The 19,379-nt window shown below is 37.8% G+C and carries 18 protein-coding genes; 4 read left to right on the top strand and 14 right to left on the bottom strand.

What is annotated here, in order from left to right:
• Nucleotides 1-132: 132 nt before the first annotated feature.
• Complete coding sequence (locus tag HRT55_RS09315; RefSeq protein WP_291620720.1) at nucleotides 133-2,460, bottom strand: peptidase U32 family protein; 2,328 nt, start codon at nucleotides 2,458-2,460, stop codon at nucleotides 133-135.
• Nucleotides 2,461-2,607: 147 nt separating this feature from the next.
• Between HRT55_RS09315 and HRT55_RS09320 the strand changes: the two genes are divergently transcribed.
• Nucleotides 2,608-3,321 carry a glutathione S-transferase gene (locus tag HRT55_RS09320; protein ID WP_291620721.1) on the top strand — a complete coding sequence of 238 codons (714 nt, stop codon included), beginning with the start codon at nucleotides 2,608-2,610 and terminating at the stop codon, nucleotides 3,319-3,321.
• 44 nt (nucleotides 3,322-3,365) lie between these two features.
• Here the strand turns inward: HRT55_RS09320 and HRT55_RS09325 are convergent, their stop codons facing one another.
• Nucleotides 3,366-3,914, bottom strand: a complete 549-nt coding sequence (locus HRT55_RS09325; protein ID WP_291620722.1) for an NUDIX hydrolase — start codon at nucleotides 3,912-3,914, stop codon at nucleotides 3,366-3,368.
• Between the two features lie 232 nt (nucleotides 3,915-4,146).
• On the opposite strand from HRT55_RS09325, the gene HRT55_RS09330 reads away from it, so the two are divergent.
• Nucleotides 4,147-5,841, top strand: coding sequence for a pseudouridine synthase (locus HRT55_RS09330; protein ID WP_291620723.1), 1,695 nt, complete (start codon nucleotides 4,147-4,149; stop codon nucleotides 5,839-5,841).
• Between the two features lie 101 nt (nucleotides 5,842-5,942).
• Here the strand turns inward: HRT55_RS09330 and HRT55_RS09335 are convergent, their stop codons facing one another.
• Together HRT55_RS09335 and HRT55_RS09340 are read right to left on the bottom strand one after the other, a co-directional pair.
• Nucleotides 5,943-6,146 carry a helix-turn-helix transcriptional regulator gene (locus tag HRT55_RS09335; protein WP_291620724.1) on the bottom strand — a complete coding sequence of 68 codons (204 nt, stop codon included), beginning with the start codon at nucleotides 6,144-6,146 and terminating at the stop codon, nucleotides 5,943-5,945.
• On the bottom strand, nucleotides 6,143-6,565 hold the full coding sequence (locus tag HRT55_RS09340) for a hypothetical protein (RefSeq protein WP_291620725.1): 423 nt from the start codon (nucleotides 6,563-6,565) through the stop codon (nucleotides 6,143-6,145). The genes HRT55_RS09335 and HRT55_RS09340 overlap by 4 nt, the downstream gene beginning before the upstream one ends.
• 244 nt (nucleotides 6,566-6,809) lie before the next feature.
• On the opposite strand from HRT55_RS09340, the gene HRT55_RS09345 reads away from it, so the two are divergent.
• On the top strand, nucleotides 6,810-7,187 hold the full coding sequence (locus HRT55_RS09345) for a response regulator (protein WP_291620726.1): 378 nt from the start codon (nucleotides 6,810-6,812) through the stop codon (nucleotides 7,185-7,187).
• 50 nt (nucleotides 7,188-7,237) lie between these two features.
• Here HRT55_RS09345 and HRT55_RS09350 read toward each other — a convergent pair whose 3' ends face one another.
• The 10 genes from HRT55_RS09350 to HRT55_RS09395 all read right to left on the bottom strand — a co-directional run bounded on the left by HRT55_RS09350 (nucleotide 7,238) and on the right by HRT55_RS09395 (nucleotide 17,613).
• Nucleotides 7,238-8,464 carry an EAL domain-containing protein gene (locus HRT55_RS09350; protein WP_291620728.1) on the bottom strand — a complete coding sequence of 409 codons (1,227 nt, stop codon included), beginning with the start codon at nucleotides 8,462-8,464 and terminating at the stop codon, nucleotides 7,238-7,240.
• A gap of 47 nt (nucleotides 8,465-8,511) precedes the next feature.
• Nucleotides 8,512-9,618 (bottom strand): chemotaxis response regulator protein-glutamate methylesterase, encoded by a 1,107-nt coding sequence (locus HRT55_RS09355; protein WP_367241207.1) that lies wholly within the window; start codon nucleotides 9,616-9,618, stop codon nucleotides 8,512-8,514.
• Nucleotides 9,608-10,120 carry a chemotaxis protein CheD gene (locus HRT55_RS09360; RefSeq protein ID WP_291620730.1) on the bottom strand — a complete coding sequence of 171 codons (513 nt, stop codon included), beginning with the start codon at nucleotides 10,118-10,120 and terminating at the stop codon, nucleotides 9,608-9,610. Before HRT55_RS09360 ends, HRT55_RS09355 begins: the two co-directional genes overlap by 11 nt.
• 42 nt (nucleotides 10,121-10,162) lie before the next feature.
• Complete coding sequence (locus HRT55_RS09365) at nucleotides 10,163-10,975, bottom strand: CheR family methyltransferase (RefSeq protein ID WP_291620732.1); 813 nt, start codon at nucleotides 10,973-10,975, stop codon at nucleotides 10,163-10,165.
• Nucleotides 10,976-11,075: 100 nt separating this feature from the next.
• Nucleotides 11,076-12,752, bottom strand: coding sequence for a methyl-accepting chemotaxis protein (locus tag HRT55_RS09370; protein WP_291620734.1), 1,677 nt, complete (start codon nucleotides 12,750-12,752; stop codon nucleotides 11,076-11,078).
• Nucleotides 12,753-12,793: 41 nt separating this feature from the next.
• Nucleotides 12,794-13,270, bottom strand: coding sequence for a chemotaxis protein CheW (locus HRT55_RS09375; protein ID WP_291620736.1), 477 nt, complete (start codon nucleotides 13,268-13,270; stop codon nucleotides 12,794-12,796).
• Nucleotides 13,271-13,382: 112 nt separating this feature from the next.
• Entirely contained in the window at nucleotides 13,383-15,602 is a 2,220-nt protein-coding gene (locus tag HRT55_RS09380; RefSeq protein WP_291620738.1) for a chemotaxis protein CheA, read from the bottom strand.
• Complete coding sequence (locus HRT55_RS09385) at nucleotides 15,599-15,949, bottom strand: hypothetical protein (RefSeq protein ID WP_291620740.1); 351 nt, start codon at nucleotides 15,947-15,949, stop codon at nucleotides 15,599-15,601. The genes HRT55_RS09380 and HRT55_RS09385 overlap by 4 nt, the downstream gene beginning before the upstream one ends.
• Before the next feature lie 69 nt (nucleotides 15,950-16,018).
• Nucleotides 16,019-16,381, bottom strand: coding sequence for a response regulator (locus HRT55_RS09390; RefSeq protein WP_291620742.1), 363 nt, complete (start codon nucleotides 16,379-16,381; stop codon nucleotides 16,019-16,021).
• Between the two features lie 44 nt (nucleotides 16,382-16,425).
• On the bottom strand, nucleotides 16,426-17,613 hold the full coding sequence (locus HRT55_RS09395; RefSeq protein WP_291620744.1) for a methyl-accepting chemotaxis protein: 1,188 nt from the start codon (nucleotides 17,611-17,613) through the stop codon (nucleotides 16,426-16,428).
• Between the two features lie 373 nt (nucleotides 17,614-17,986).
• On the opposite strand from HRT55_RS09395, the gene HRT55_RS09400 reads away from it, so the two are divergent.
• On the top strand, nucleotides 17,987-19,318 hold the full coding sequence (locus HRT55_RS09400) for a hypothetical protein (protein WP_291620746.1): 1,332 nt from the start codon (nucleotides 17,987-17,989) through the stop codon (nucleotides 19,316-19,318).
• The last annotated feature ends 61 nt before the right edge of the window (nucleotides 19,319-19,379 follow it).

Consider the following 19,379-nt stretch of genomic DNA (forward strand, 5'->3'; position numbering starts at 1 on the left):
TAACGGTTAGTCGTTAGTTACTCTGGCAAAAATGTCAGCCTTTGAACTAGGCATTAGTCTGATCGTTATTTATTATTTACCGCTGTAAAGTAAATCCTATCAAAGACAAACCATCAACGAACCTTCAGGAGGTTAAAGGCCGTTATGGTATTGCACATTGGTTGACTCAGGTACGAGGGAATTAAGTGCGTCTTGTGCACTTACTTGCTCACTTGATAGTTCAATGGAATTGCCAAATGACTCGCTCTTACCGTGTTTAAGTAACAGTTCAAAATGCTCAATAAGGGCCGCTTTGTCAGGAGACTCTTTATCGCCAGCACCAATATTGGTTAAATCAATCATAAAGCCATCAAATAATTGTGTTAAATCTTTGATTATTTCGGTATTTAAAAATTGATCGTTATTATAAATACTTGGGTAGCCAGCTTTTTGCTTATCAATAGCAAAAGAAACGCCTTTGAGGTTGGTGATGCTGGTCGATTTATCGCAAGAAAGCATACAGCCATTATCAATGCGAGGTTTTTCACAACCAACACTTTGTTGGAAGAAACACTGTCTGCTGGTCATTAATAAAATTGGGTGGTAAACGCTGTAGAGCATTTTAAAGTTCTCAGGACGAGCAATAGTCTTCATCTGTTGACGGTTAATTTCATTGGAAATAAAGGCGCCGCTACAATTAAAGCTTTCTTTCATCGCTAATAGTGCATAAGAATTGGTGGTATTTAAGAAAGGTCCTGCAATCCATTCAATGCCTAATTCAAACGCTCTATTGGCAATACCGGTATTATTGGTGACAATTAACTTAGGTTTTACTTGTTCTAAAATATTAACCGCTACATCATAATCTTTACCAATTAATACCGATGGGAACCAAGGGATAAGACCTGGGTTCGCTTGGAAAAAGCCAACGTATTTAGTGCAGCCACGTTTATAAGCATCAGGCAGTTTAAAGTAAATATCAGCATCAGTTACATCGCTAAGGTTGATGTCGCTCTCGTCAGATATTAATAGTGATAATTTAGCGTTCTCATCTTTTTTCGCATGTCGTACTAGCTTTGGTAGCTCTACTTCAGTTATTACTGGAGTACCGTCATTGAGTAAGGCTGCTATCTTATTCTTAAGGGCAGTAAGCTCTTTAAAAGGAATGGTGACACCTTGTGGTATAGCGTCTGTATTTAATTCGTTTAAGTTAAACTCTGCGTTGTTAAAGCTTTTAAAACGTTTTTCAATAGCGCTATGGTCAATGCAATTCTTTTCACTGGCGATAAGTGACCGTTCAGAGTGCATAACATGCGTTTTCTCTGGCGTAACTTGCTCTGCAAAGCCAGTACTTGCCGCTTCATTAATTTGGATGGAAACGGTTAAAGGTTTGCCTATTTCACCTGAGAATACTAGTGAAAGAGTACGTTTTTCAATACTAATGTGTTTTATTTTATCAAATACATCCGCGTGTATTTTTTCTTTTTCATCACTTAGTTTCTGTTCAACGTCTTGTATTTGCACCACAGAGATAGCGTTACTTTTATCTATAGCGTAATATTTGGAATTATCACGGGGGTTTTCAATAAACATCGATTGGTTTAAATCACCACGTAAAAACGCATTAGAGAAGTCACGATTAAATACTTTATAAAGTCGCTCGCCGTCTTCAAGTAATTCACCTGTCGCAACAAAACCATCTATTTGTTTACGGAAACTATCAATAACGGTATGTACATAGCTTGCGCCCTTGATACGACCTTCCACTTTAAATGAATGAACACCCGCTTCTATCAGTGCCGGTAAATCAAAAAAGGCTGAGTTGTCTTTAATATTTAATGGGAATTTATTACCTGATTCGGTAGGTTTATATTCTTCACGACAAGCTTGGCTACAACGGCCTCGATTACCTGAATTCCCAACACTGGCAGAGGTTGAATAACATAAACCAGAAAAAGCGACACATAATGAGCCATGGACAAATACTTCAGTAAGCACGTTTTCTTTCTGTGATACTTTAGTAATCGCGGTGATTTCTTTTAAGTTTAATTCACGCGATAAATTAACACGCGAGGCGCCCAGCTTTTTCAAAAATGGGATTTGACCAATGTTATGGGTAGTTAACTGGGTTGATGCGTGAATATCTAGGGTAGGGAAGTGCTTTTTAAGGATATAAAGCATGCCTAAATCTTGCACAATTACGCCATCTAATGTGGTGTTTGCCAATTTACTTAATAACTTAGCGAGGGTTTTAAATTCTCGCTCGAGAATAATTATATTAAGCGTTAAGAATATCTGGCAGTCATACTGGTGTGCGAGCCTAATAATACGGACGAGTTCATCAAAAGAAATATTAGCTGCGCGGTTTCTGGCATTAAAAGTATCTAAACCACAGTACACCGCATCTGCGCCAGCAATAATTGCCGCTTTTATCGCATCTATATCACCACCGGGGGCTAATAATTCTATTTTAGGACTCATTTACTACAACTTTAGCCATTTACACGGCGGTTAAATTTCAAAGGGGGGATTTTACTCGTATAATGGGCCAATGAATACTGTTTAAGCCGCTTATTTATTATGATAATGAAGACTATTAATAATATCAGCATGGGGAAATAGCTATCAATGAAGGTAAGTTTTAATAAAAATGTTAATGACACGAGTACCTTACCTATCCTTTACTCGTTAAGAAATTGTCCATATGCCATGCGCGCCAGGTTAGCTATTTTTAAAGCGAAGCAGACGGTATTATTACGAGATTTAGTATTAAGTAATAAGCCTGGAGAAATGATAGCGGTATCGCCGAAAGCTACAGTACCAGTATTAGTATTGACAAATGGCACAGTTATAGAAGAAAGTTTAGAGGTTATGTTATGGGCTTTGCAGCAAACAGATCCAGCTGATTTATTACAAAGACACAATGGTGATCAGAAACCTTGTCAGGAAGAGGGCGCATTAGCTGAAATGCTATTACTCATTAATGAATTTGATACCGGCTTTAAAACTTGCTTAGAAGCCTATAAATGCGCGAAACGCTATCAAGAAGATGATATTGTTCAGTGCCGCGAAGCTTGTCAGCAATATATAAATCAATTAGAGCAGCGTCTAACTAAGCATTCTTGTTTAATTTCAGATAAAGAAAGTTTAGCTGATATTGCTTTAATGCCTTTTATTCGACAATTTGCTCGAATAGAGCGTCAGTGGTATTTGCAATCACCTTACCCAAGGGTAAGGCAATGGCTAAATAATTATTTGCAGAGCCCGGTCTTTACCAAAGTTATGGCAAAACATCCGTTGTGGGTAGATAACCAGCAAGATGTTCTCTTTGGCGGTAACTAAGCCGGCAATTAATCTGATAGTTAATCCGGTAACTAAGCAGGTACTTAAGCAGGTAATGATTGCTTTAATAATTCACTGACAATAAGCTTTAATAAAAAGGTTTCACGTTCTATCGAGAGACCTTTCTTATCACTTTTAGCAATAGTTTCTTCATTGTGAGCTATGGCCTGATGGATATTCATCCATACGGGGTGCATACCATTATTCAGCTCATGGTCTTCAAGTTCAGGCTCAAGTAATTCATCATCAATGGTGCAGGTATAGCAATAAGACTGCATATGCACAATATCAAAGTTATCTTTATGCCATGGCCTGAACTCCTCATAGAGGCCAAAATCGACAATATTTTTGACATTATGTGCGCCAGTTTCTTCTTTAAGCTCACGAACTAGACCGTCGATATTACTTTCGCCTTTATCTATGCCACCACCGGGTAAGCTATAGTCGTGATATCGCTTAGTATAAAGTAGCAATATATTGTCACCATTAAGCACTATGGCTCTGGTGGCTTTACGAATAAAGTGTTGCTTATCAGAGGAGCTAAGAGCAATAGGGGTAACATCTGGATGAATAGTTGATTTAAGTAAGCGCATAATATGAGGAGTTATAAAATTTATACTGCTTTAAATGGGGGATATTTTAAATTAATCAATGTAAAGCAAGGAATGACCATGAATTTTTATCCATTGTTCTCAAGGTGACAAACGATTAAAATAGCTTTTATATATTTTGATTCGCTTGACTAATGTTGAATTGAAATCAGTCTTACTGGTAAGTCCATTTTTTTGTGTCATACCTTTATTGTAATTGTTTTGAGCGTTATCTATGCAAATAATTGATCCTTGTTTTACTCGTTTTAAGTCTTCTATTGATTCTTATAATTTACCCGAACGTTTCACTTTCCCATTTTACTATCAGCCTCACCCTTTGTGTTTATTAGCGGCAGAAGAGCTGGAAGTCAGCCTAGATCAGAAAAAATCATTGCAGCATGATTTTAGCCAAAGTGGCAAAATGTTTGGCGTACTTTTAGTTGAAAATTCTCAAGGGGAACTAGGCTACCTTTCAGGATTTTCAGGTAAATTGGCGGATAATAATGATTTAACTCATTTTGTGCCACCGGTAGATGATTCAATCAATACCGAGTGTTTTAAAATAGAGCAAAAGGTAATAAATGACCTTAACGCTCAACTTACTTTGTTAGAAGCTAATCCAGATATTGCCGTAAAGCAAAAGGCTCTAGCAGATATAACATCTGCAGCGAATGACGATTTTAGTCAATTACAAAGTAAGAATTCGGTACAAAAAAAAGCAAGAAAATCACAACGTAACTTAGCTGCGACGTCACTATCAGATGCCGAATTTACTCTGCTAAAAGATAAATTGGCAAAAGAAAGTGTTGCGGATAAAAATGAATTGAAATATTTGAAACTTTCTTGGCAAGAAAAGCTTATAAAAGCTCAACAAGGGGTAGATACTTTACTTGATGTAATTGCTTCGATTAAAGAGCAAAGATCCTTATTATCAAACTCATTACAGCAGAAACTGTTTGAGCAATATCGTTTTCTAAACATTAAGCAAGATGTGAAGAATTTAACAGATTTATTCATTGATACGGCTTTTCATCACAAATATGGTGTGCCGCCAGCAGGAGCAGGTGATTGTGCCGCTCCTAAATTACTACAATACGCTTTTAAAATGTCCATGAAACCTATTGCCTTAGCTGAGTTTTGGTGGGGTAAATCTCCTAAATCTGAAGTAAGGCAGCATAAAAACTTCTACACCGCCTGTATTGGCAAGTGCCAGCCCATTTTAACGCATATGCTCAGCGGTATGCTTATTGATGATAATCCACTGTTGAAGAGCTTATCAGAAGAAAAAAACGTAGAAATTATCTATCAAGATGATGTGATGGCGGTGATTGATAAACCCAGTGAACTTTTGTCGGTTCCAGGTAAAAGTATTAGTGACTGTGTTCATAGCCGAATGAAGTTACTCTTCCCTAAAGCAAGCGGGCCACTTATTGTGCACCGTCTTGACATGTCGACCTCTGGTTTGATGGTCATTGCGCTAACTAAGCAAGCTCATAAGAATTTACAACAGCAGTTTATCAAACGCACTGTAGAAAAGAGATATGTTGCTTTATTATCTGCTTGCCCAAAGCAGTTAGTAGACAATGAAGAAGGGGTAATTAGTTTACCTCTAGCGGGTGATTTTGATGATAGGCCAAGACAAATGGTTTGTTTTGATACGGGTAAAGAAGCACAAACAAGGTGGCAGCGTATTGCTTTTGAACAGCAAGGTGAGCAAAGGTTAACTAGGATTCATCTATACCCTAAAACAGGTCGAACACATCAACTTCGAGTGCATTGTGCTCATCACCTAGGCTTTAATACGCCAATTGTCGGTGATGATTTATATGGCTCTAAAGCGAATCGATTACACTTACATGCCGAAATGTTAAAAATTAAGCATCCAACAACAAATGAAGTTATGCAGTTCACTGTCGCTGCCAAGTTTTAAATAGTAGCCGTTAACAAGTTAATAACTAGCAAACAGTCGCGTTAAAGTAATATCTCTACAGGTTATATTAACGCGACTCCTATGTTTTATCTAATACCGCCTTAAACTGTTTCAACTTCGTCTTGAAAAATATCTTCTATGGCTAAGTTAAACAGCCTTGCCGCTTTAAATGCTAAGGGTAAACTAGGAGCAAACTTACCTTTTTCAATAGCATTAATAGTTTGTCTCGATACTTCCAAGGCACTAGCAAGTTGAGCTTGTGTCCAGTCACGCTCTGCACGTAACACCTTTAAGCGATTTTTCATTGATACTTCCTGTAGCCAGAAAATACAGCAATTAGGTAGGTAATGCCCATCAAGATAACCACATGGGGTATTTCTGGTTGGTAAGTGATCAACTTGATGTCTTCTAATAACTCATAACTTAGGCCGACAACTAAGCCCACGCCTAACGCTAACGCCATGGCTTCAAGCAGAATCTTTTGTTGCATCTCATCTAGATCCCGTAAATAGGTTCTATTGGCTATTAACATTCGAAAGCCAACGGCTAGATTAATTAACATGGCAGTAATTGTTAAAGCTGTGTTGAAGTCCCAAATAAACTTTGGAGCGAACGCAGCTATTGCCATGGTGATCACCCAAGCAAAAGTCCAATTTCTTAAAGTAATGGTATTGGCATTATTTTTTGATTGGTAACTGTTATTTTCACATTCTTGTTTTGACATAAGTAAACTCTCTTTATTTATATATGAAGGTATATGTAAAGTTTATTTGACTTTATTCTAGCTGTAATGGAATTTAAGTCAAGCTTACTTTACATAAAGATTGGTTAACTAGTCTTTATGTCTAAATATATGAGGGATAAAAGAGCATATTATTGATGCAGTGGAAAAGCAGCCATGTGACGCTATAATTTTTAGTTAGACCTTTACTTAATATGTAAGTCTTTAACCAAAGGGATTTAACAAGATGAAAATATTAGTTGTTGATGACATGCCATCAATGCGCCAAGTTATGCTGCATATGCTAACTAGTTTAGGCCATAGCGACCCAGATGAAGCCAGCTGTGGCTTGCATGCGCTGAAAATGTTGCGCTTAAATGATTATGATTTGTTAATTACCGACTTACATATGCCTAATTTAGATGGCGAACAGTTGCTAAGTAAAATAAGAGAAGATAAAAAACTCCATAACTTGCCTGTGTTAATGGTGTCTTGTGAAGATGATAAGGCCAAAATAATGGCACTTATTGCCGGTGAGGTAACGGGGTTTATGGTAAAGCCTTTTAACTGTAATACCTTGAAAAAACAATTACATTGGATAAGTTCTAATAGGCATATTGCATAATAGCTATGATATTTATGGGATTATAATGTTATCAGTTCAAGGTGATAGTTCTAATGATTACTCTCCTGAGCTTGTTTTTCATGTAAATCTTGGCGTATTTTAGCTAAGTCAACTTGTAGCCAATGAATTAACTTTTCAGGGGGCATAGGTTTAGCAAAGTAATATCCTTGTATTAAGTCTACATTCAATTGAAAAAGTAACTTAAAGTCATCAAAATTTTCAACCCCTTCGGCTACTGTTGTTAAACCTAAATCTTTAGCAAGATTGACTGTGCTTTTTAATATGGCTAATTGCTGCGGCCTAGTGGCAACATTATCGACTAAAATACGATCTAGTTTTAACTCGGTGGCGGGTACTCGAGATAACTGCTGAGCATTTGCAAAGCCAGTACCGTAGTCATCAATTGCCAGTTTAAAACCTTTTAATCTTAACTTCGCTAGCGTTTCTATCGCAGTTGATATTTCGCCACAAATAGCATTTTCAGTTACCTCTAGGACAATTTCCTTTGGTTCAATATTATGGAGTGCAACTTGACTGGATATTTTTTCAGCAAGGTCATTATCTGCTAGAGATAGTGGTGATAGATTGAAAGCGAGATGAAAGTTGATGCCATGATCTCGCCACTGTACTTTTTGCTTAAGCGCGATATCAAATAAATAATGAGTTAACTCAGAAATAATACCAAATTCCTCCGCGGCAGTAATAAACTCTACCGGAGATACGAAACCTAGTTTGGGATGATTCCAACGAGCTAAGGCCTCTACACCTTTGAGTAATAGGCCTTTGCAGGTCAATTTTGGTTGATAAAACAAGGTGATTTGTTGCTCTTTTATACCACTTATTAAGTCATCAATTACTAACCTATTATATATCTTATGAGTTTCATTACTATTGGTATGAGTTTTTAGTCTATTCAAGCTATTAACTAGGTCATTAATTTGCATAGGCTTTTTAAATGTACCTAGGACAATTAATCCGTCAGATTCAGCCATGGTGCCAATACTCGAAATTAAAGACGGATCTTTTGAGCTTAAAATTATTACCGATGGTGCCAATTTATTTTTAGCAATTTTTCGTGATAATTCAACACCATCCATTATTGGCATTTCTAAGTCGATGAAAACGAGATCAAACTTCTCCTCTGATAATTTATCAATGGCATCCACGCCATTGATGGCACCAACAACGTTATCAACACCTTGCTCTAGACACATATTCATTACATGGTTTCGTTGTACATTACTGTCATCAACCACTAATACATTTAATTTATTCATAGAGTCACTCATAAGTTTTATTTTACTCGCAAGCTTAATTTTGATAGTTAATGCTTAATTAGCTCCGCTATTTCACTTAAATCAACAATCATTTGCGCAGCACCCAGTTTTATTGCTTCTTTGGGCATACCAAACACTACACTCGAGCTCTCATTTTGAGCCATAGTCTTACTGCCGACATTTTTCATTGTTAGTAAGCCTTGAGCGCCATCATTTCCCATCCCTGTCAGAATAATGCCAGTAGCGTTCTGTTTAGCACTGTTTGCTAGTGACTTAAACAACACATCAACCGAAGGGCAGTGTCTGTTTACGGCAGGACCTTCTGAAACTATGGCAATATATTGCGCTCCTGAGCGTTTTACTTGTAAGTGTTTACCACCGGGAGCAATAAGAGCTCTACCAGGAATAATTCTATCACCAGAGCAGGCTTCTAAAACTTCTAACTCACATAAAGAGTTTAGTCTATCAGCAAAGGCTTTGGTAAATTTCTCGGGCATATGCTGAACTACTACTATGCCAGGGCATGTTGCTGGCAGAGCGGTAAGTATCTTTTCAAGGGCTATAGTTCCGCCAGTAGATGAGCCAATAGCGATAACTCTGTCTGTGGTGTGAGTCATGGATACTAAGTCAGTTTCTGCAGCTGAAGTTGAGCTGCTCAGAACCGACTCAATAATAGATTTAGTTTCTATATTGTTAATTTCAGGTGAAGAGAGTTGAGTATTAGTAATGATCCGACTAACAAGTGGTTTTTGCAATCTTGCCTTTGCAGCGGCGCGGACAACAGATTTTATTTGAGCTGCGGCTTCTTCCAAAAAATTCTTTAAGCCCATTTGGGGCTTGGTAATAATATCAACCGCTCCCGCAGCCAATGCATTTAAAGATAGTTCAGCGCCTTTTTCAGCGAGAGATGAGCAAATAACGACAGGGGTTGGACGCTCAGCCATAATTTTTTTTAAAAACGATATACCATCCATACGCGGCATTTCTATATCGAGCACTATGACTTCAGGCCATTGCTTTTGCATTTTACTGTAAGCGAATATTGGGTCATTGGCCACAGCATAAACCTCAATATCGGTTGAGTCGTTGAGTATTTGTGAGATAACTTGCCTGACCACAGCTGAGTCATCAACTATCATTACTTTAATGGTCACTAAAGGCTCCTTTATCTTCTTTATAGTTAATAACGGTGATACTACCTGTCGTCAAATCTAAAATAACACTACGACCATGTTGACCTAAAGTATCTTGCTTACCAATAGTTAGCGCGTTTTTCTTTGCCCAGTTTTCGGCAAACTTAACATTAACTTCGCCAATGGAAGGAGAAGTTAAACTAGGGTACATATTACTGCCGCCATAAAGTGCTAAATCATATTCATCTAATGGGTGAAGTAAGGCCATTTTTTTTAATAAATAATCCAGAGCTTGGTCTCCATAACGATATTTTTGCATTACTTGTGATGATTTAGTGTTATCTGCTTCTTGTGTTAATAAGTAGTGACACATGCCAGCCGTTTTACTCTTTGCATGCCAAATAGTAACCGCCACACAAGAGCCTAAAATTGTTTTTAACTGTTTAATCGCCTTACTTTCTTGCTGCTGAGAAAAGTACACCTCGCCTGGCTGTAAAGTAATGCCGCTATTACCTTGGCTCATCGACCTTCTCCTAATAAACTACCTTTACTTTATTGGCCATGCTTAACTTGTACGTTGATAAATTGCTGGTTTTATTAATTCAAATGAATGCTCTAAACCATGTAAGGTTTCGGAGTGGCTAATAAAGAGATAGCCATCTTTATTTAGACATTGTTGCAGACCCTTAATTATTTTTTGACGCGTTTTATCATCAAAATAAATCATCACATTACGAATAAAGATAAGATCAAATTTTCCTAAACTGGCCATGTTGTCAAGTAAGTTGAAATAGAAAAAGTGTAGCCGCTTTCTTAATTCAGGTTTTACTCTCATATAACCTTCAAATTCGTCAGTGCCTTTAACGCAATAAGTTTGTCGGTACTTTTTAGGAAGTAATTTAGTTCTATCATCAATATATATTCCTTTGCGAGCGTGGGCTAATACTGACTTGTTAACATCAGATGCGACAACTGACCAAGGCGTAGGGCAATGTTCATTAAGCAGCATGGCAATACTGTAAGGCTCTTCACCTGAAGAGCTAGCAGCGCTCCATACTTTATACTCTCGGTTAGGGTTTATCTTTGGCAGGATTGCATTGGCCAAATATTCAAAATGCTTTTCTTCTCGAAAGAAAAAAGTTTCATTGGTGGTCATCAACTCTAAGGCAACTTCTAGTTCATGACTATTCTCAGGATTGGTAATGAAGCGAAAATAATCAGAGAAGCCATTAACTTGGCTATGTTTAACGCGATTTAACAGACGATGACCTAGCATCATGCGTTTTTGCTTGGCTAAATGAATACCTAATTTGTCATAAACTAGCTTTTGAAAGAGGGTATAAACCTCCTCAGAAGGTAGTGTTTCCAATGTACTCATTATGGTTAACCCTTGCATTATGTAACCTTAACCCTTTATGAGCTACTAATTGCCACTGTGAGGTGAGTAATTAGTAGCTCAGTGTTATCGCTAATAAAGCTTAATAGCTGACAAATTTATCATCATCATCATCTCTATTACTGCCATCTTTAATTAACTTACTCGCCGATCTTTTAGGTTTCGAACTTAAACTAGTATTTATTGATGAGCTGTTACTTGATGATATAGCTTTAGCTAGAGGAGAGGCTTCTAAGGTAAAATAGTTTACCGATTCTTGTAGCTGTAATGCTTGAGCATTCATTTCTTCCGAGGTTGCACTGAGCTCTTCAGAAGCGGCGGCATTATGTTGCATCGTTTGATTTACTTGAGCAATAGCTTCATTAATTTGATGAACCCCAGAGGCTTGTTCTGAAGAAGCAGCGGCAATTTCTTGTACCAAATCTGCCGTTTTATTAATAGAAGGTACCATTTCTTTTAGCGATTTCCCGGCCAAATCGGCACGTTTTACGCTATCTTTAGCTAATTCGCCAATTTCTTGAGCTGCAATTTGACTGCGCTCAGCAAGCTTTCTTACTTCGGAGGCAACCACAGCGAAACCTTTACCGTGATCTCCCGCACGACCCGCTTCAATAGCGGCGTTAAGTGCTAAAAGGTTGGTCTGGTATGCTATATCATCAATAACACTTATTTTTTCGGCAATCTTTTGCATGGCATCAACGGTTTCCGATACGGCTTCGCCACCAATGGTAGCCTCTTTTGACGCTTGTTGCGCCATACCATTGGTAATGCCAGCATTTTCATTATTTTGTGAAATGGAAGCAGACATTTGCTCCATTGAGGCCGAAGTCTCTTCAACACTGGCAGCTTGTACTGAAGCACCTTTAGCAATAGTTTGTGCGGTGGAGTTTACTTCTGTGGAGGCGGAAGACAAAGCTTCTGAAGAGGATCTTACATCGTGAATAATGGTGGCTAATTGGTTTTTCATGTTAGTGATGCTATAAAGCAGGGAGTTTTTATCATTGTGCTTTAATTCAATTTCAATACTTAAGTCACCATTGGCAACTTGATTACAAACATGCGCGGCATAGCGAGGATCACCACCTAATGTTTTAAATAAATCATTAAAGATAAATACCATTAAGCCTAAAATAATAAAGCCTTCAATAAAAGAAAAAGTGATTAAAGCAGATTTGTTTTTAGCAAACTCTTCCTCCATGGCAATATGATTATCAGCAATTATTTCCTTGAAGTCTCTTTCTGTATTTTCAGCTAATTCGGTCATGCCTTTACTCGCTGGTCTATCAACACCACTGACACTTTTATCTACCTTCTTCCCTGTTAAGGGGTCTTTACTATTAAAATTATCCAAGGCTTTTAAGTAGGCAACTTTTAGCTGCTCATGGGCCAGTTTAACTTCCTCTATGGCTTGAGAATCAAGGGATAACTCTTTGGATTTTTTAATAGCGTGAGATAATAATGTTTGTACTTTATCAGAGCTTGTTTTAAATCTAGTTTGATACTTATCAAACTGTTTTTTATCATTTCCTCGAATTAAGATGTTTTTCCATTCTTGCACTTGAGTTTTAAAAATTACATGAGCATTGGTTAAAGCTGTTAATATCTCAACATTTTGTTTAACTAAAATAAAGCTCTTTTCGGTTGAATCTCGAAATTTCGACAGTTCATTGACTGCCTCCCAGCTTAACAATACTAGTGATAATACTACCAGAAGTCCCAAAAATAGAACTTTGGCTTTTAAGCTTATTCTTTCTAACATGTTGTTATCCTCTGCTCTCAAAATTATATTTAGTGACTGTTTTATTGCAGCTCTGCTTCAACTAAGTGGGCTAATTCCACCGGCGATAATGTTTTTTCAGCATCTAATAGCACAATAAATTCATCATCTTTTTTGGCTATACCTTGAATAAATTCAGCTCTTATTTTGGCTCCAAAAGCAGGGGCGTCTTCAATATCGTTAGCGGAAATATCGATAACTTCATTGACGGCATCTGCCAGTAAACCTAAGACACAATGTTGTTCGCTAGAGTGTAATTCAATGACGATGACACACGTTCTTTTATGTATGGTAATAGGTTGGCGACCTAAGCGAACGCTCAAGTCGATTACCGGGACCACTTCACCACGTAGGTTTATTACCCCAGATATAAATTGCGGCATTAATGGCACCTGCGTGATACCTGCGTATTCAATAATCTCTCTCGTTTGATGCAAGTCCATACCAAAATGCTCATCTGCAATGGTAAAGGTTAAGAACTGGCTGGTTTTATCCACCATTGTATCCTCCGAATTATCATTTACTTACGTGTTAAGTAAGCTACTTCTTAAAAGCTTATTACTTGCTGTTTTTACTTTTACCCATTTTTTGGTAATAAACTTTCGGGTACGATTATTTATCTGGGCTATTAATACTCTCAGGGTAAGAAATCTTGTTGGCTATTTCATTGGCGATAGCTAATTCAATTAACTGTGGTACATCTAAAATAAAAGCTATCTCACCATTGCCGAGTAAGCTAGAGCCACCTATACCTTTAAGGGCTTTAAAAATAGGCCCTAATGGTTTGACAACGGTTTGAATTTCGCCATTAAGTCTATCGACAGCGATACCCGCAACATCACTGCCAAACTGAACTATAACTAACTCTCTTTTAGCGGTATGCCTCGTCATATGATCGACAGCTTTCATCTTTTGGCTTGGGGCAAGGTTAAATATTTCGGACATATTTAGATAAGGGATCATATCGCCACGTAAATTAATACAATGCCGACCTTTAATGTCTTGGTGATTGGACAAATCTATACATTCTATGATGGTCGCTTGTGGAATAATAAAGTGTGTGCCTTTAGCTTCTACGTGAAAACCATCAATAATAGCGAGTGTCAGTGGGAGTCGGATTTTAAACTCTGAACCAAGACCGGTTTTTGAACTGATATCAATACTACCCTGTAATGCTTCGACATTACGTTTTACCACATCCATACCAACCCCACGTCCAGATAGGTTTGTCACCGTTTCAGCGGTAGAAAAACCAGGGTGAAATATAAGATGAAATAGTTCGTTATCGCTCAATTGAGAGTCATTATTGATAATACCTTTTTCGATAGCTTTTTCTCTTATGCGCACTTTATTAATACCATTACCATCATCGCTGATGGCAATAACAATGTGCCCGCCTTCATGGTAGGCCGATAGCTTGAGCTGACCTTTAATGTTTTTTCCTGCAGCTTGTCGATCTTCTGTTGACTCTAGGCCATGGTCCATGGCATTTCGAACAATATGAGTAAGTGGATCACCCAGTTTTTCCACCATCAAGCGATCTAGCTCAGTATCTGCGCCATCTATAATTAATTCTACTTCCTTACCTAGTTCTTGAGAGGTATCTCTGACAAGGCGTTTAAAGCGCTGAAAGGTGCCACCAATAGGGACCATTCTCAAACTTAAGGCGGCATCACGGATTTGATTAGTAAAATTATCAAAATCGTCAACGGCTTCTATTAGCGGGGGATTTTTACTGTCTTTAGAGAGCAACTCAATGCGTTGTTGATTAATGACTAATTCACCTATGAGGTTAATTAAATGGTCTAATCGGCTTGAGTCAATACGAATCTGTTTGCCTTCAGGGGCTTGGGTTTTAGCTTGCTTCTGTTTAGTTAACGCAGCATTTATTGTGGCATCGGAATCTTTTCGTTCTTCAGCAGGTGACTCGTCGGGTTGATCCGTTACGGTTTTTTCTGCACTTGGTGAAGCTAAAGCCTGCTCGAGAGAGTGTCTAGCCAGTGATCCGCACTTCACCAATATATCACCAAGCCTTTGATTTTCCTCTGGCAGCTTATCAATTAATGCAAGGTAGTCTTCAATGGTTGCACTGGGTGGTAAAATGGTGATGTCAGAGTCATCTTGGACAAACATAAAGGTATTTTCTATTTCTTCTAAGCTAGCGTCAGACTGTAGTGCTATTTCATAGGCGAAATAAAGGCTTTCAGCATCAAAGTTATCAAGAGAAGGGAAGTTATCGATAATGGTTTCTATATGCTTGATCTCACCTAGGCTAGTAAGAAATTTGATGAAAGATAAGGGATCCATGCCATTTTTAAGGCAGTCTGTTGATAGACGAAGGGAAATATGCCAAAGCTTGTCAGTACCTCCATCATCAGTTAGCTTATTTTCGGGTTGGCTTTCCGTGCCAGTACAAGTTTGTTCTACCGCTTCAATATTTTCTGTACTTGCCCAAGGAGCTAATGCGGTAAGTAAATCACTGTCTGTTTTTTGTAGGTCCGTTTGTGCATTAAATTCATCGAGTGTGACACCAACTAAGCTTTGCATGTGATCACGACATTTGAAAATAACGTTGATTAAATCTGTATCTATTTCGATTTCTTTGTCTCTAGCACGATCGAGTACATTTTCGACTACATGAGTAAAATTAACAATATGATCTAAGCCAAATATACCTGCAGAGCCTTTGATAGTGTGCGCGGAACGAAAAATATCATTAAGCATTTCGTCATCACACTCACCCTCATCCATTTTTAGCAGCATATTCTCCATTGACTCTAAATGCTCTTGAGCCTCAACAAAGAAAGTTTGTAATATGGCATCTAAGCTCATTGCTTATCCTCGGCATTATCCGAGGTCAGTTCGGTCAAATCTTCAAAGTCAATAAAGTAGCGATTTAGTTGAAATAAGTTACTGTAATCGGTTAGTGCTTCTCCTAAGGTAGTTACTTGGTAACTACTCTTTTGTTCGCTGACTATCTTCATCAGCATAATGAGTAGTTGTACACCTGCGGTATCAATTTCACTAATATTTCCAAATTGGAATAATGTAATTTCTTTTACTTTTAGTTGCTGAAAGTGCTGTTGATAAGCATCCATAGCACAGTAAATAGTAAGCTCACCACTAATGGTGATTTCAGTACTATTATTCTGCTTTTGAGTGATTTTTATTTCAGCCATTTTCTCTCAACCATTGTTATTTATTAAGCCTCCCTGGCGGTAATATCAAACTTACTTTTGCTAAAGTTATTAAGTAAGCATAGTCACGGCTTGCAACATTTGTTCGGGTTTAAAGGGTTTTACCATCCAAGCTTTTGCTCCTATCGCTTTGCCTTGCTGCTTCATATCATCAGATGCTTCTGTGGTAAGCATAATGATAGGGGTAAACTTATATGCAGGCATTTGTTTAATTGCTTTAACCATATCAATACCGCCCATAATAGGCATGTTGACATCGGAGACGATTAAGTGAATTTTCTTACCGTCAAGTTTACTGAGGCCGTCTTTACCATCAACCGCTTCAATAACCTCATAACCGGCACCTTTTAGCGTCATAGTAATTACTTGTCTGATACTGGCGGAATCATCGACTATTAAAATTGTTTTACTCATATTTCCCTACTATTTTTAGTATTAAGTGTTCTTGAGTTGGACTTTCAAAAAAAGGTTATTTCATCACTTTTATTATCTTGAGTTTGTTCACTGCCATCATGGACTGACACTTGTTCTAATGTAGTGTAAGTCCGTTTAATATTATTCAGCCATTGTTGGATATCTACCGGCTCTATCGGCAGTCCTTGACTAATATTGTATTGGCATTGCTGATAGTTGGGGGCTAGCTTATTCATGTCATCAAAAATATGACCAAGTATTTGGCTTACTCTATCTTGGAATTGTAGTGATACCAGTACATCATCTATCGCCAATTGAACCGTGGTGTTTTCTTGTTCAAGTTGGTTAGCGCTGAGCATTATTTTTTCCCCTGCGACACTGTAATCATCGATGACTTGTTTTATTGTTTCTTCAGCGTTGTTAATGATAAGGGCATCTTGCTCGGTAAATTCTTGGGTCTTGGTTAGGGTGTTTTGTAATGTGGCGTTAACTTGCTCAATGGTTTTAGATATTCGGGACCCTGTTTCTCCAGAACGCGTTGATAAGGTTCTAACTTCATCGGCAACAACGGCAAAACCTCGTCCAGCTTCACCGGCACGCGCTGCTTCAATAGCGGCATTAAGCGCGAGTAAGTTAGTTTGTGAAGCTATCCCTGCAACTTCATCACCCATTTTAGACAGCTCTTCAGCAATGGAGGATAAATTATTTATTTCACTTAAAATTTGGTCACGACCTACCATGGCGTCGTGTAAGGATTGAATGATGGTATTTAAAGACTGTTCAGATTGACTAATAATATTGGTTAAACCACTTTCGCCACTCATATCCCCAGTGGTTTCTTGTGATGTTTGAATAGCTTCGGCTAATTGGTCCTTAATTTGAGCAAAATTTGTTGCCAGCTGATTTATATTGTCATCACCTTGGCCTCGCGCTAATGACGTTTGTCCAGCCCAAACCTCAATAATTTGGTGTGCTAAATCTAAGTATTGCTCTAAATGGATATTATCTTGCTTGCTTGTTGAGGATGATTGCTCGGCTTCTAGCAGTTTTTGTTGATATGCCAATGAGATGCTTTTTTGGAAATAAAAACAAGCATAACCCGCTGCAATAACAGCTATGCCAAGGATAATTGCTAATAGTATACTTTGCCCACTATCAAGTAGGGCGAGTAATACGGAAATAGTGACAATGATAAAGCTAAGATTTAGTTTTTTTTGCAGGTCAATAAGCATTATTGTTCCTATAGATGATGGCGTGTGATTTACAATCAGTTCATGGAAACTTTACCTTAAAAATAAAGCTAAAAAAGTAACGCTATAAATTAGCGTAGACAATGAAATTAAATAAAACAAGGATTGCTAGTTATATGCTAAGTGACTGTGCAAACTAACTATTGTGATTGTATTGCTTTGGCTATTTTAGCTTCTTTTGTCGAGGAAATAGTCATAACAAAAGTTAGCTAGTTACCGCTAAAACTGGGTATAATTCCTTCAACGTTGTTTTGTAGATGTTTTTGTCACTTTAAGGTGAGATCGTCTGAGCAATAACATCTATATCGCCTGGTTTTTTCCATAAACTTTTAAATGACATTTTGAGGAACGCCTCTTGAATAAACACCTTATATCTCCATTATTACTCACCCTATTTCTGCAAGGTTGTGGTGGTAGTTCATCTAGCACTCCTCCCGAGCCACCAGAGCCAGTTGAATACAACTTCTCTTTAACCTCACAATTAACTAATGATTGCGGTATCGATAGCGCCTTCACTGACGTAGAACTTTTACTGCAAGATGAAGCTTGGCAAACACTGGAAGTTTATCAACCCGATGAAAGTGGTGTTATTAGCTTTGTTACAGAAAATGAGTTTATTAACTATACCTTGGTTGCTAAAAACCAGCAGGGCAGTGAAGTCGAAGGTTTAAATGTGGTTAGTTTTTATCAAGCCAGTAGCGCTACGCCTAGCCATTACCAAGCGCAGTTTGATAACGTAGTGGATAATCCCAGCAGTTGTGAGTGTGTTACGCAGGATCTAAATTTAGCTCACGCTCCATTGGCAATGGAAAGATCGGTGACTAGCTCAGCAAGTATTGATGAGTGGGTGTCTATTGATGAGAGCAATACCTTATTTAAAGGTGTAACTGTTTGTCGTGCAATAGATGGTAGTTGGCCATTACATTCATTTTCGGTAGAAGGTCTAGGTTTAAATCAAAGACTTATTGCAGCAGGTAGCTTTTTTGACCTAAATGCTGAAGCTAATAGCGAAAGTGATTGGTCATTATTTGCTACGCTTCCTGCAACTTCTTACCAGTTAACTCCACCGTATCAAGAGCTCAGCAGTGTTCAGTTAATTGACGGTGAGCAACACTTTCCCATGCAGGTAGCTGAAGGTGAGCAGAGCTTACTAATTTTTGATAATCACATAAATACCTTTAAAAGTTATTATCAATCTCAAGCTTCAGTCACTTTTCCGCTAATTGACAGTATTAAAGAAAGTGCCGTTAGTAAAAATATTCATCGAGTAACTTCAACCGAAGCACAAACGTCAATAGACGTAAAGGCTAGTGCGTATAAACCTAATTTTGATTACCCTACATTTGAAGAAATTAAAGGCGATGGTAGTTACAACTATGGCACTGTTGCCGGTTTCCCTATGGCGATTATTAATTTCACTTTTACTGGTTTATCCATGCCGGTAAAGTGGACTTTTTATGGCCCTGAAAAGGGAGAGTTAGCGATAAGTGTACCTTTAACTGGCTATGCAGATATTATTGATATTAGGACTAGGAAAGAAGCCATAGATGTACGCTTAGTTAAGAGTCTGGATACCAATAATTATCATGATTATATTAAACATTATCAGGGAAATAGCTCTGCGAATATGACTAGTGATTTTGCTAAAGAGATGACTTCAGCAGAGCTTGATCGTAAATTTTACTAGCTTAACTTAAATCTATTCAGTTTTAATTTACTATTCTAAGTAATAAAAAGCCTGCGATTGC

The organism is Colwellia sp. (assembly GCF_013214175.1).
Taxonomy (GTDB): Bacteria; Pseudomonadota; Gammaproteobacteria; order Enterobacterales; family Alteromonadaceae; genus Colwellia.

Bases quoted from the DNA above. Each gene is read 5' to 3' on its own strand.
- HRT55_RS09315 (WP_291620720.1), bottom strand. From the start codon at position 2,460: ATGAGTCCTAAAATAGAATTATTAGCCCCCGGTGGTGATATAGATGCG.
- HRT55_RS09320 (WP_291620721.1), top strand. From the start codon at position 2,608: ATGAAGGTAAGTTTTAATAAAAATGTTAATGACACGAGTACCTTACCT.
- HRT55_RS09325 (WP_291620722.1), bottom strand. From the start codon at position 3,914: ATGCGCTTACTTAAATCAACTATTCATCCAGATGTTACCCCTATTGCT.
- HRT55_RS09330 (WP_291620723.1), top strand. From the start codon at position 4,147: ATGCAAATAATTGATCCTTGTTTTACTCGTTTTAAGTCTTCTATTGAT.
- HRT55_RS09335 (WP_291620724.1), bottom strand. From the start codon at position 6,146: ATGAAAAATCGCTTAAAGGTGTTACGTGCAGAGCGTGACTGGACACAA.
- HRT55_RS09340 (WP_291620725.1), bottom strand. From the start codon at position 6,565: ATGTCAAAACAAGAATGTGAAAATAACAGTTACCAATCAAAAAATAAT.
- HRT55_RS09345 (WP_291620726.1), top strand. From the start codon at position 6,810: ATGAAAATATTAGTTGTTGATGACATGCCATCAATGCGCCAAGTTATG.
- HRT55_RS09350 (WP_291620728.1), bottom strand. From the start codon at position 8,464: ATGAATAAATTAAATGTATTAGTGGTTGATGACAGTAATGTACAACGA.
- HRT55_RS09360 (WP_291620730.1), bottom strand. From the start codon at position 10,120: ATGAGCCAAGGTAATAGCGGCATTACTTTACAGCCAGGCGAGGTGTAC.
- HRT55_RS09365 (WP_291620732.1), bottom strand. From the start codon at position 10,975: ATGAGTACATTGGAAACACTACCTTCTGAGGAGGTTTATACCCTCTTT.
- HRT55_RS09370 (WP_291620734.1), bottom strand. From the start codon at position 12,752: ATGTTAGAAAGAATAAGCTTAAAAGCCAAAGTTCTATTTTTGGGACTT.
- HRT55_RS09375 (WP_291620736.1), bottom strand. From the start codon at position 13,270: ATGGTGGATAAAACCAGCCAGTTCTTAACCTTTACCATTGCAGATGAG.
- HRT55_RS09380 (WP_291620738.1), bottom strand. From the start codon at position 15,602: ATGAGCTTAGATGCCATATTACAAACTTTCTTTGTTGAGGCTCAAGAG.
- HRT55_RS09385 (WP_291620740.1), bottom strand. From the start codon at position 15,949: ATGGCTGAAATAAAAATCACTCAAAAGCAGAATAATAGTACTGAAATC.
- HRT55_RS09390 (WP_291620742.1), bottom strand. From the start codon at position 16,381: ATGAGTAAAACAATTTTAATAGTCGATGATTCCGCCAGTATCAGACAA.
- HRT55_RS09395 (WP_291620744.1), bottom strand. From the start codon at position 17,613: ATGCTTATTGACCTGCAAAAAAAACTAAATCTTAGCTTTATCATTGTC.